Here is an 11111-nt window from a genome sequence, read left to right as displayed (position 1 = left end):
GCCGCCTCCAGCTCCTCCTGCGTCGCGTCCGGGCGGGGCTAGGGTCGAGCCGTGAGCAGGATGGGTGACGTCGCGGCAGGCGGCGGGATGCGCGGAGGGGCGCGCGGCGGGAGGATCTCGAGCAGCGATCCGGACAGCCAGCGGGAGATCAACGCGGCGGCTCCGAAGGTCGACGACCTGCTCCGGCGCATCGCGGGACTCTTCCGCGACCACCGCCCCAAGCTCACGCTCACCGTGATCCTCGTTCTCGTCGGCGCCGCCCTCACGGTGGTGCCGCCGCTCCTCACCCAGCTGGCCTTCGACCGCGGGCTCTTCCCGCCCGGCGGACGCCCGAACCTCCCGGTGCTGCTCGAGCTGGTCGGCGTCATGGTGCTGGTCTGGGCGTTCTCGGCGATCCTCGGCGTCTGGCAGACCTACCTCACCGCGACCGTCGGCAACACGGTCATGGGGGAGCTGCGCATCCGCCTCTTCCGCCACCTGCAGGCGATGGAGCTCGGCTTCTTCACCCGCACCCGCACCGGCGTCATCCAGTCGCGCCTCGCCAACGACGTGGGCGGCGTGGCCAACGTGCTGACGAACACCGTCTCGAGCGTGCTCGGCAACACCGTCACCGTGATCGCGGCCGTCGTCGCGATGCTCCTGCTCTCGTGGCAGATGACGATCGTCGCCCTCGTCCTCACTCCGGTGCTCGTCGTGGCCCAGCGCCGCGTCGGCCAGGTGAGGGCGCGCATCGCGACGAAGACGCAGGAGTCGCTGTCCGAGATGACCGCGATCACCCAGGAGACCCTGAGCGTCTCGGGCATCCTCCTGGCCAAGAGCTTCGGCCGCCAGGAGTCGGAGGTGACGCGCTACGCCGACGAGAACGGCCGCCAGATCGAGCTCCAGGTGCGGCAGCAGATGTCCGGCCAGTGGTTCTTCGCGATGGTGCAGATCTTCCTCTCCGTCATCCCCGTGATCGTGTACCTCGTGGCCGCCTGGCTGATCCTCGGCGGCACCACCGTCACCGCCGGGACCGTCGTGGCCTTCACCACCGTGCAGGCGCGCCTGATGTGGCCGCTCCTGGGCCTGATGCGCGTCGCGCTCGACCTGCAGACGGCCGGAGCGCTGTTCGCCCGCATCTTCGAGTACCTGGACCTGCGCCCGGCGATCACGGACCGGGCAGATGCACGCGAGGTCTCGGGCGAGCTCGGCCGGGTCGAGCTCGACGACGTCGTGTTCCGCTACCCCGACCAGGCGGAGGACGCGCGCCCGACGCTCGACCACGTCTCGGTCGCGATCGAGCCGGGCCAGTTCGTCGCCTTCGTCGGTCCCTCCGGCGCGGGCAAGACCACCATCTCGTACCTCGTCCCGCGCCTCTACGACGTGGCCGGGGGAGCGGTGCGCTTCGCCGGCACCGACGTGCGCGAGCTGCGGCAGGAGTCGCTCGTCTCGCACATCGGCATCGTCAGCCAGGAGACCTACCTCTTCCACGCGACGATCGGCGACAACCTCCGCTACGCCCGCCCGGACGCGACGCAGGAGGAGCTGGAGGCGGCCGCCCGCGCCGCGAACATCCACGCGACGATCACGTCGTTCCCCGACGGCTACGACACACTGGTCGGCGAGCGCGGCTACCGGCTCTCCGGAGGCGAGAAGCAGCGGCTCGCGATCGCACGCGTCCTGTTGAAGGACCCGGCGGTCCTCATCCTCGACGAGGCGACCAGCGCCCTCGACACCGTCTCGGAGCGGATCGTCCAGACCGCGCTCGACGACGCCGCCCGCGGCCGCACCACCATCGCGATCGCCCACCGGCTCTCGACCATCGTGTCGGCCGACGTCATCCACGTCGTCGAGGGCGGCCGGATCGTCGAATCGGGCACCCACCGCGAGCTGCTCGGCCTCGGCGGCCTCTACGCCTCGCTCTACGCGCAGCAGACGGAGTCGGCCCTCCAGGGCTGAGCCGCGGATCGGCGGCCGCGGCCCCCCGCGGCGCTACTCGCAGCCGGCGCCGTCTGAGTCGCCGGGCTCCGTGCACGACGTCGGCGGAGAGCACGCGCCCTGCCCCGGTGGGGGAGGCGCATCGCTCTCAGCCGCCATCGCCCGCGCCGGAGGCGGTCACTCCGCCGGGCGGTCCTCGAGCATCTGCTCCATCAGCGAGATCTCGGCCTCCTGGGCCTTCACGACGGAGGAGGCGAAGTCGGTGGCGACCGTCACGCGGCTCCGGGCGAGCAGCGCCTCGGCCATGTCGATCGCGCCGCGGTGGTGGGCGATCATCAGCTCGAGGAACATCCGGTCGAAGTCGCGGCCCGACGCGCTGCTGAGGGCGGTGATCTGGTCCGGTGTCGCGAGACCGGGCATGCTCGCCGGCACGACGCCGTCCTCGGTCCCCATCCCCATCGACGAGTGCTCGTCGGCGGCTCCGGCCAGGGTCGGCCGGCCCATCCAGGTCATCGAGGGCTCCGGAGCAGCCTGCGGCAGGCCCCACGAGTTCAGCCAGCCGAAGAGCTGCCCGGCCTGCTGCTGCTGGGTGAGCAGGATGTCCTTCGAGACGGTGAGGACCTCGTCGTCGGCGCTGCGCTCGCGGGCGATCATCGCCAGCTCGGCGCCCTGCAGGTGGTGCACCTGCATGTCGCGCGCGAAGCCCGCTTCGGCGCTGGCGCTCGAGGGCGTCGCCGCGGAGGCGAACGGGGCGAGCGCGCCGAAGAGGTAGCCGCCGGCCGCCCCGAGGAGGAGCGCGACCACGGCGACCGCGGCGACGAGGATCCGGCCCCTACTGCTTGCCGGGCGCATCGATCCCTCCGGTGCAGGGGGCGCCGGGCTCCGGAGCGCTCGAGGACTGCCAGAAGCGCTCGACGAAGGCGTCGATGCGGGGGTCCTCGGGCGAGTCGATCGCGACCTGGGCGTCCCAGGCGCTCAGCACGATGGGCGACTCGAGGCCCTCGTAGGGCGAGACGACGGAGTAGGTGTCGGGCATCGCGGCGATCAGCGCGTCGACCTCGCTCTGCGGGAGCTCGGGGTCGTAGGTGGCCCAGACGGCGCCGTGCTCGAGGTCGTGCACCGCGTTCTCGTTCGGGACGGGCTCGTCGTAGACGCCGCAGTTCATCCACACGGCGTTGTGCGGGCCGCCCGCCGGCGGGGTCTGCGGGTAGTCGACGGCGCCGGCGACGTGGGTGGCGTCGTTGTCGAAGGTCTGCAGGCCGTCGATCTCGCGCGCCTCGACGATCTGCTGGTTCCCGAAGACGGTGACCGCGACGATCCCGCCGACCGCGAGGACGGCCAGGGCCGACAGCGACCAGATCCAGATGCGGGAGCCGCGCTTGCGGCGGTCCTGCTCGCGCTTGTAGGCCTCGAGCTTCTCCTGTCGGGCGCGGTTCTTGGCGGACATCGTGTCTTTGGCCACGGCGGCGTCTCTCGTTCTGAGGGCGGAAGGCGCCTGGGGCGGGCGCAGGCGCCTGAGAGGCGCTCTCAGAGGATAACGAGCGAGGCTTCGGATCGGATCAATGCGCGGTCAGGGGGATCTCGACACGCCCGCGGAGCGGGCCGCTCGATCAGCGGGAGAGGAGGCCGCGGAGGAGTGGGACGGCGCGCCGCCGCTCCGCTCAAGGGGCGAAGGTGAGCCAGAGCAGCAGGCCGTTCAGGACGATGAGGAAGACGGCGGCCAGGGCGGCGGCGAGGGTGGTGAACCAGCGGTTCGTCTGGTCGCCCATCAGGCTGCGGTCGCGGGTCAGGATCACGAGCGGCACGAGCGCGAAGGGGATGCCGAACGACAGGACCACCTGGCTGAGCACCAGCGCGCGCGTCGGGTCGAAGCCGATCGCGAGCACCAGGAGCGCCGGGATCAGCGTGACCAGACGACGGGCGACGAGCGGCACCCGCACCTGGAGCAGACCGTGCATGATCTCGGCCCCCGCGTACGCGCCGACCGAGGTCGAGGCGAGGCCGGAGGCGAGCAGGCCGACGGCGAACAGGGTCGCGACCACCGGTCCGAGCGCCGCTCCGATGGCCGCATGGGCGCCCTCGAGGCTGTCGGTCCCGGCGACTCCCGCGAGGGAGTGCGCGGCGAGGAGCAGGATCGCGAGGTTCACGGTGCCGGCGATGGCGAGGGCGACCGTCACGTCGATCCGGGTGGCGACCAGGATCCTCCGGCGCGCGCCGACGCCCTCGACGTGGCCGAAGCGGTCGCGGGCGAGCGCGGAGTGGGCGTAGATCGCGTGGGGCATGACGGTCGCGCCGAGGATCGAGGCGGCGAGCAGCACCGACTCCGAGCCCTCGAAGCGCGGCACGAGACCGGCGACGGTCGCGCCCGCGTCCGGGGGATCGACGACCACGCCGACCGTGAAGCCGACGGCGATCAGCACCATCAGCGCCGTGATCACCCGCTCGAACGGCTGCGCCCCGCCCCGCGTCTGCACGAGCAGCAGCACCAGCGAGACCGCGCCGGTGACCACGCCGCCGGCCAGCAGCGGCAGTCCGAAGAGCAGGTTGAGCGCGATCGCGCCGCCGATCACCTCGGCCAGGTCGGTCGCCATCGCGACCGTCTCGGCCTGCAGCCAGTAGGCCCGGCGGCCCCAGCGGCCGCGCAGGCGGTCGCCGAGCAGCTCCGGGAGGCTGCGGCCGGTCATCAGGCCGAGCTTCGCCGAGAGGTACTGGATGAGCCAGGCCATCAGGTTGCCGAGCACCACCACCCAGACCAGGAGGTAGCCGAACCGGGCGCCGGCCGTCATGTTGCTGGCGACGTTGCCCGGGTCGAGGTAGGCGACTCCGGCGACCAGCGCCGGGCCGAGCAGGCGGAGGAGGTGGATGTCGGCCGGACGCCGCGGCGGTGCGGCGATCGGTGAGGTCATTCGGGGTCCGTTCCGGGTCGACGGCGGCGCTCGCGGACCCCCACGATAGGGCACCGGCGCGACCGGCGGCACTCCCCGCCCGAGACCGCTCCCTGTGCCTCCGCCCACCCCCGTCACACGCCGGGAGCCGGTTGCTACGCTGGCGGGATGAGCCTGGATCGCGCCCTTCCCGCACGCCCGGAGACCGGGATGGCCTACGCCGATTCGGTCCTCGACCTCATCGGCGACACCCCGCTGGTGAAGCTGGGCCCGGTCGCGGCGGGCGTGCAGGCGACCGTGCTGGTCAAGGTCGAGTACCTGAACCCCGGCGGCTCGTCGAAGGACCGCATCGCGACCCGCATCATCGACGCAGCCGAGCGCGACGGGCTGCTGAAGCCCGGCGGCACCATCGTGGAGCCGACCAGCGGCAACACCGGCATCGGCCTCGCCCTCGTCGCGCAGCAGCGCGGCTACCGCTGCGTGTTCGTGCTGCCGGACAAGGTGGGGGAGGACAAGCGCAACGTCCTCACCGCCTACGGGGCCGAGATCGTCGTGACGCCGACGGCCGTCGCTCCGGAGGACCCCGCCTCCTACTACTCCGTCTCGGACCGCCTCGCCCGCGAGATCCCCGGCGCCTTCAAGCCCAACCAGTACGCGAACCTCAACGGACCGCTCAGCCACTACGAGACCACGGGCCCGGAGATCTGGCGCGACACCGCCGGTCGGCTCACCCACTTCGTCGCGGGAGTCGGCACGGGCGGCACCATCAGCGGCGTCGGCCGCTACCTCAAGGAGGTGTCGGAGGGCCGCGTGCAGATCGTCGGCGCCGACCCCGAGGGCTCCGTCTACTCGGGCGGCGGCGGTCGCCCGTACCTGACCGAGGGCGTCGGCGAGGACTTCTGGCCGAGCGCGTACGACCCGAGCGTGGTCGACCGGATCATCGCCTCCAGCGACGCCGAGTCGTTCGCGATGACCCGCCGCCTCGCCCGCGAGGAGGGGCTGCTCGTCGGCGGATCGAGCGGGCTCGCCGTCTCCGTCGCGCTCAAGGCCGCCGCCGGTCTCGGGCCGGACGACGTGGTCGTCGTGCTCCTGCCGGACGGCGGGCGCGGCTACCTCGGCAAGATCTTCAACGACCGTTGGATGCGCTCCTACGGCTTCCTCGAGATGCGCGACGAGGGCACCGTCCGCGACGTGCTCCGCGCCAGGGCGGCGAGCGGGCAGGCCGACCTCCCGGCGCTCGTGCACGCTCACCCGACCGACACGATCCGCGACGCGATCGGCATCATGACCGAGTACGGCGTCTCGCAGCTGCCGGTGCTGACCGCCGAGCCGCCCGTCGTGATGGGCGAGGTCGTCGGAGCCGTCGACGAGCGCGAGCTGCTCGACCGCGTCTTCGCCGGATCCGCCTCGATGAACGACCCGCTCGGCGACTGCGTGGGCGACGCGCTCGCGCTGATCGGGCTCGGCGAGAGCATCACCGCCGCCCGCGCCGCGCTCACCGAGCGCAGCGCCCTCCTCGTCACCGACGAGGGCAAGCCCGTCGCGGTGATCACCCGACAGGACCTCCTCACCTACGCCACGGCCTGACGGCCGCCGCCTCCGCACCTCCGACCCAGGGAGCCCGCACCATGCCCAAGAAGCAGCACTTCGACACCCGCGCCATCCACGCCGGCCAGGAGTTCGATCCGACCACCGGCGCGGTCGTGCCGCCCGTCTACATGACCTCCACGTTCGTCCAGGACGGCATCGGCGGTCTCCGGGGCGGCTACGAGTACGCCCGCTCGGCGAACCCGACGCGCGACTCGCTCCAGGAGCTCATCGCCTCGCTCGAGGGCGCCGACGTCGCCTACTCCTTCTCCTCCGGCCTCGCCGCCGAGGACACCCTGCTGCGCGCCGCCCTCGCGCCCGGCGACCACGTCGTCCTGGGCAACGACGCGTACGGCGGCAGCCACCGCCTGATCGACCGGGTGCACAGCGCCTGGGGCGTGCGCAACACGGCCGTCGACATGTCGAACCTCCGCGAGGTGCAGCGGGCGATCGTCCCCGGTGAGACGAAGATGCTCTGGGTCGAGACCCCGTCGAACCCGCTGATGACCATCAGCGACATCGCCGAGCTCGCCGACCTGGCCCACGCGCACGACCTGATCGTCGTCGTCGACAACACGTTCGCCTCCTCCGCCCTGCAGCAGCCGCTGGCCTTCGGTGCCGACGTGGTCGTGCACTCGACCACGAAGTACCTCGGTGGCCACTCGGACGTCGTCGGCGGCGCGCTCGCCCTGCGCTCGGGGCCGCTGGCCGAGAAGATCGCGTTCCTGCAGTTCGCGGTCGGAGCGATCTCGGGCCCGATGGACGCGTGGCTCACGGTCCGCGGCATCAAGACCCTCGGGGTGCGGATGGAGCGCCACTCCGTCAACGCGCAGGCGGTCGCCGAGTTCCTCGTCGAGCACCCGGCGGTGACGGCCGTGCACTACCCGGGCCTGCCCTCGCACCCCGGCCACGAGCTGGCGAAGCGCCAGATGTCGCGGTTCGGCGGGATGCTCTCGCTCGAGCTCGCGACGCCGCGCGCGGCCCGGAAGTTCGCCGAGTCGACCGAGCTGTTCCAGCTCGCGGAGTCACTGGGCGGCGTCGAGTCGCTGATCGGCTACCCGAGCGAGATGACGCACGCGTCGGTGAAGGGCACGCCGCTGGAGGTCTCGGAGTCGCTGGTGCGCCTCTCGGTGGGCCTCGAGGACTCGTCCGACCTGATCGCGGACCTGTCGGCGGCGCTGCCGAAGAAGTAGAGGCGGGAACGCCGCCCCGCGGGGCGGCATCTCGATGGTGCGCCCGATCCGGCCCCTGCCAGGATCGGGCGCATGACCTCCTCGCGCCGCTTCGTCGACCTCAGCCACACCGTCGCGGACGGGCTGGTGACCTACCCGGGCCTGCCCGCTCCGCGCATCCGGCCGCACCTCACCCGTGAGGCGTCCCGCGCCTCCTACGCGCCCGGCACCGAGTTCGCGATGGACGTCATCGAGATGATCGGCAACACGGGCACCTACCTCGACAGCCCGTTCCACCGCTACGAGGGCGGAGCCGATCTCGCCGCTCTCCCGCTCGAGACGCTGGTCGATCTGCCTGCCGTCGTGGTCGACGCGACCGGGGCCACCGGACGGGGCATCAGTGCGGACGCGGTCGCGGGACTCGACGTCCGCGGCGCCGCCGTCCTCCTCCGCACCGGCTGGGACGCGCACTTCGCCACGCCCGGGTACGGCAGGGGCGCCCCCTTCCTCGGCGGTGCGGCGGCGGAGGCGCTCGTCGCCGCCGGCGCGGTGCTGGTCGGCATCGACTCGGTGAACATCGACGACACGGAGTCGGGCGGATCGCGGCCCGCGCACTCGGCCCTCCTCGCCGCGGGAGTGCACGTCGTCGAGCACCTCACCGGCCTCGGCGGGCTGCCGGCGACAGGGGCGCGCTTCACCGCCGTGCCGCCGAAGGTGCGGGGCTTCGGGACCTTCCCGGTGCGGGCCTTCGCGGTCGTCGACGAGCCCTGACCGGCGCAGGGCGCCCGGGCGCCTCCGGCTAACCTGGACCGATGCATCCCGCTCTCGCCGCCGTCGGCCGGCGCGTCCGGCCCCGCACGCGCCTCGCGGCGCTGGGCCGTCGTGTCCGCCCCCGCACGCGGCTGCGCTCCGCGGCCCGGGTCGTCCGCTCCGCCCCTCAGCGCCTCTCGGAGCGCCGCGCCGCCGTGATCGCCGCCCGGCCGATCGACCACCCCTCGCCCGCGCTCCGGCGCGAGCTGCTGCTGCTCGACCTGGCCAACCGCTTCTCCCGCCGCTCTGCGGTCGATCCGGCGGGCGAGGTCGTGGTGACGATGACCACGCACGGCGAGCGGCTGCAGCGGGTCCACGTGGCGCTCGAGTCCATCGCCCGCGGCGACGCCCGGCCCGCGCGCCTGGTGCTCTGGCTCGACGACCCGGCCCTGCACGCCGACCTGCCCGCGCCGCTGCGACGCCTCCGCCGCCGCGGCGTCGAGATCCGCCTGGTCGACGGCTACCGCGTGCACACGAAGTACTACCCGCACCTGCTCTCGGGCCGGGCGGGGGAGCGCGACCTCGTCACCTCCGACGACGACATCGTGTACCCGCGCACCTGGCTGAGGGGCCTGCTCGACGCCCGCTCGCGCTACCCCCGCGAGACCGTGCTCTGCTACCGCGCCCACCGGGTGGGGATCGTCGACGGCGCCGTGGCTCCGTACACGAGCTGGACGCCGGTCGCCGACACGCGCGCGTCGACCGACGTCTTCGGCACCTCCGTCTCCGGGCAGCTGCTGCCCGCCCCGCTCCTCGGCGAGATCGCCGCGCACGGGGACGCGTTCCGCGAGATCGCCCCGGACGCCGACGACATCTGGCTGCACGTGCGCGCGGTCGACGCCGGCTACCGGATCGCGCAGATCGAGCCCCGGGCCCAGCTGTTCCCGTTCGTGCCGCGCACGCAGCAGTCCGGGCTCTACCTCGTCAACTACTGGGACGGCGGCAATGACCGCCAGGCCCGCGCGGCCTACACGCTTGAGGTGACGGCGCGGATCGCGGCGGACGCCTCCGCGAGAGGGGAGGTGCGGTGATGCGCCTGCTGTTCGTGAGCAACCTCTACCCGCCGCAGGTGCTCGGCGGATACGAGATGACCTGTGCGCGCGTCGCGGAGGCGATGGCGGCCCGCGGCCACACCGTGCGCGTGCTGACCACGCCGACCTACCTGCCGCCGGAGCCCTCGGGCGTCGAGGTGCACCGCACGCTGAGCCTGCGCACCTACTTCCCGCTGCCGCAGACGGGCGGCGAGATCGCTCAGCTGCTGCACCACGAGAGCGCCGTCTCGCGGTTCGAGAACACCCGCATCCTGCTCGAGGAGCTGCGCGACTTCGCGCCGACCCACGTGGTGGCCTTCAACCTGCTCGGGATCGGCGGCCTCGCGCTGATCGACCTGCTGCGGGCGGTGGAGGCCCCGTGGATGTGGAACCTCGGCGACCGCATCCCGAACGCCCTGGTCGACGGGCTGCCCGAGCGCGTGCTCCGCGTCTACGGCGCCCAGGCCCCCGACCACTTCGACCGCGGCGAGATCGTCGCGGTCAGCCGCTCGCTCGTCGACGCGATCGAGGCCGGCGGGCTGAGCCTGGGCGAGGTCGAGGTGATCGGGCGGGGAGTGTCCGTTTCCCCCGACACCGCGGAGCCGCGGCGCTACCGCGAGGGCGGGACCACCCGGTTCACGTTCGCCGCGTCGCTCGGCGAGCACAAGGGCGTCGGGCTGGTGCTGGAGGCGGCGGCGTCTCTCGCGGAGGAGACCCGCGACTTCCGCGTGGACCTCTACGGCGACGGAGACGTGGACGGCTGGCGCGCCCGGGCGGACGAGGCGGGCCTGGACGGCCTGGTCGAGTTCCACGGACCGACGCCCCACGCCGAGGTGCTCGCCGCGCACGGCCGCGCCGACGCGTTCCTCTTCCCGACCTGGGCCGGAGAGGCGTTCGGCGTCGCGCCGGTCGAGGCGGCCGCGGCGGGCGCCGTGCCGATCGTGACGGCGGCCAGCGGAGTCGCGGAGTTCCTCATCGACGGGGTCGACTGCATCAAGATCACCCGCTCCGCCCCGGCGCTCCTCGAGGCGATGCGGGACGTGGCGAGCGGGGCGGTGGACCTCGAGGCGCTCGGTCGGCGGGGCCGGGCCGCGGCGCGCGGACCGCTCTCGTTCGAGCGCTCCGTCGAGCTGATCGAGGCCTCGCTCGAGCGCCGCTCCCGGCCTGGCCTCGCCGACCGCCTCGCCGACACCACCCTCGAGGCCGACATCATGGACAAGGATCTGCGGGCGATGGACGTGCTCCACCGCCGCTTCTCCGGACGGGACCACGACGATGACCACTGACCACGACTTCCTCCAGGACCCCGGCTCCGCGCCCACCCGGCTCGGCCGCGGCGGCGTCGTGCTCCGCGATGCGGTGCACCGGCTGGTCGCCCCCTGGTTCGAGCAGGCGCGGCTGCGCACGGAGGAGCTGCGCGCCGAGACGGCGGCCCTGCGCGACGAGGTGGCCGGGCTCCGCGGCGAGCTGAGCGCGGTGCAGGGCGACGTCTCCGTGCTGCGCGACGAGTCGGCGGGCCTCCGGGAGGCGCTGGACGAGCTCAGCGCGTCGGTCGCGGCCGACCGAGCCTCGTCCGAGGCGGCGGGTGCGGCGGCCGCCGAGCAGGCCGCCGACACCGCGGCGGCTCTCGACGAGCGCGTCCGCGGGGCCGAGCTCGAACTGCGGGCGGTCACCCGGCGCCTCGCGGAGGCGCTCGACCGCTGAGGCGG

The 11111-nt window shown here is 73.3% G+C and carries 10 protein-coding genes; 7 read left to right on the top strand and 3 right to left on the bottom strand.

All coding sequences use genetic code 11. The annotated features are described in order from the left end of the window. Nucleotides 1-60 precede the first annotated feature (60 nt). Nucleotides 61-1938 (top strand): ABC transporter ATP-binding protein, encoded by a 1878-nt coding sequence (locus tag C5D36_RS14835; RefSeq protein WP_104247708.1) that lies wholly within the window; start codon nucleotides 61-63, stop codon nucleotides 1936-1938. A gap of 156 nt (nucleotides 1939-2094) precedes the next feature. On the opposite strand, the gene C5D36_RS14830 is transcribed toward C5D36_RS14835, so the two are convergent. The 3 genes from C5D36_RS14830 to C5D36_RS14820 all read right to left on the bottom strand — a co-directional run bounded on the left by C5D36_RS14830 (nucleotide 2095) and on the right by C5D36_RS14820 (nucleotide 4823). Continuing rightward, the gene (locus tag C5D36_RS14830; protein WP_104224341.1) at nucleotides 2095-2769 is read right to left on the bottom strand and encodes a DUF305 domain-containing protein; all 675 of its coding nucleotides are present in this window, start codon (nucleotides 2767-2769) and stop codon (nucleotides 2095-2097) included. Further along, nucleotides 2750-3379: a DUF3105 domain-containing protein gene (locus C5D36_RS14825; protein ID WP_258062955.1), complete on the bottom strand. Its 630-nt coding sequence runs from the start codon at nucleotides 3377-3379 to the stop codon at nucleotides 2750-2752. Before C5D36_RS14825 ends, C5D36_RS14830 begins: the two co-directional genes overlap by 20 nt. A 199-nt stretch (nucleotides 3380-3578) precedes the next feature. Continuing rightward, complete coding sequence (locus C5D36_RS14820) at nucleotides 3579-4823, bottom strand: Nramp family divalent metal transporter (protein ID WP_104296134.1); 1245 nt, start codon at nucleotides 4821-4823, stop codon at nucleotides 3579-3581. Nucleotides 4824-5012: 189 nt separating this feature from the next. On the opposite strand from C5D36_RS14820, the gene C5D36_RS14815 reads away from it, so the two are divergent. From C5D36_RS14815 to C5D36_RS14790, 6 genes are all read left to right on the top strand, one after another. Beyond that, nucleotides 5013-6389 (top strand): cystathionine beta-synthase, encoded by a 1377-nt coding sequence (locus C5D36_RS14815; RefSeq protein ID WP_104227178.1) that lies wholly within the window; start codon nucleotides 5013-5015, stop codon nucleotides 6387-6389. A 41-nt stretch (nucleotides 6390-6430) separates the two neighbouring features. After that, nucleotides 6431-7582 carry a cystathionine gamma-synthase gene (locus C5D36_RS14810; protein WP_104296133.1) on the top strand — a complete coding sequence of 384 codons (1152 nt, stop codon included), beginning with the start codon at nucleotides 6431-6433 and terminating at the stop codon, nucleotides 7580-7582. A 72-nt stretch (nucleotides 7583-7654) separates the two neighbouring features. Continuing rightward, nucleotides 7655-8332, top strand: a complete 678-nt coding sequence (locus C5D36_RS14805) for a cyclase family protein (RefSeq protein WP_104296132.1) — start codon at nucleotides 7655-7657, stop codon at nucleotides 8330-8332. A 41-nt stretch (nucleotides 8333-8373) separates the two neighbouring features. After that, on the top strand, nucleotides 8374-9402 hold the full coding sequence (locus C5D36_RS14800; protein ID WP_104296131.1) for a glycosyltransferase: 1029 nt from the start codon (nucleotides 8374-8376) through the stop codon (nucleotides 9400-9402). Then, nucleotides 9402-10688, top strand: coding sequence for a glycosyltransferase (locus C5D36_RS14795; protein ID WP_104296130.1), 1287 nt, complete (start codon nucleotides 9402-9404; stop codon nucleotides 10686-10688). Before C5D36_RS14800 ends, C5D36_RS14795 begins: the two co-directional genes overlap by 1 nt. After that, nucleotides 10678-11106, top strand: coding sequence for a hypothetical protein (locus C5D36_RS14790; protein ID WP_104247711.1), 429 nt, complete (start codon nucleotides 10678-10680; stop codon nucleotides 11104-11106). The genes C5D36_RS14795 and C5D36_RS14790 overlap by 11 nt, the downstream gene beginning before the upstream one ends. Nucleotides 11107-11111: the final 5 nt, after the last annotated feature.

Source organism: Rathayibacter sp. AY1C6, from assembly GCF_002931535.1.
In the GTDB taxonomy this organism is placed as follows: domain Bacteria; phylum Actinomycetota; class Actinomycetes; order Actinomycetales; family Microbacteriaceae; genus Rathayibacter.
Note: the sequence above shows the minus strand (reverse complement) of the source record. Positions and strands in the feature narration are given on the sequence as shown.

Excerpts from the sequence above, each read along its gene's own strand:
- C5D36_RS14820 (WP_104296134.1), bottom strand. The coding sequence starts at position 4,823 with ATGACCTCACCGATCGCCGCACCGCCGCGGCGTCCGGCCGACATCCAC.
- C5D36_RS14805 (WP_104296132.1), top strand. The coding sequence starts at position 7,655 with ATGACCTCCTCGCGCCGCTTCGTCGACCTCAGCCACACCGTCGCGGAC.
- C5D36_RS14830 (WP_104224341.1), bottom strand. The coding sequence starts at position 2,769 with ATGCGCCCGGCAAGCAGTAGGGGCCGGATCCTCGTCGCCGCGGTCGCC.
- C5D36_RS14790 (WP_104247711.1), top strand. The coding sequence starts at position 10,678 with ATGACCACTGACCACGACTTCCTCCAGGACCCCGGCTCCGCGCCCACC.
- C5D36_RS14795 (WP_104296130.1), top strand. The coding sequence starts at position 9,402 with ATGCGCCTGCTGTTCGTGAGCAACCTCTACCCGCCGCAGGTGCTCGGC.
- C5D36_RS14835 (WP_104247708.1), top strand. The coding sequence starts at position 61 with ATGGGTGACGTCGCGGCAGGCGGCGGGATGCGCGGAGGGGCGCGCGGC.
- C5D36_RS14800 (WP_104296131.1), top strand. The coding sequence starts at position 8,374 with ATGCATCCCGCTCTCGCCGCCGTCGGCCGGCGCGTCCGGCCCCGCACG.
- C5D36_RS14815 (WP_104227178.1), top strand. The coding sequence starts at position 5,013 with ATGGCCTACGCCGATTCGGTCCTCGACCTCATCGGCGACACCCCGCTG.
- C5D36_RS14810 (WP_104296133.1), top strand. The coding sequence starts at position 6,431 with ATGCCCAAGAAGCAGCACTTCGACACCCGCGCCATCCACGCCGGCCAG.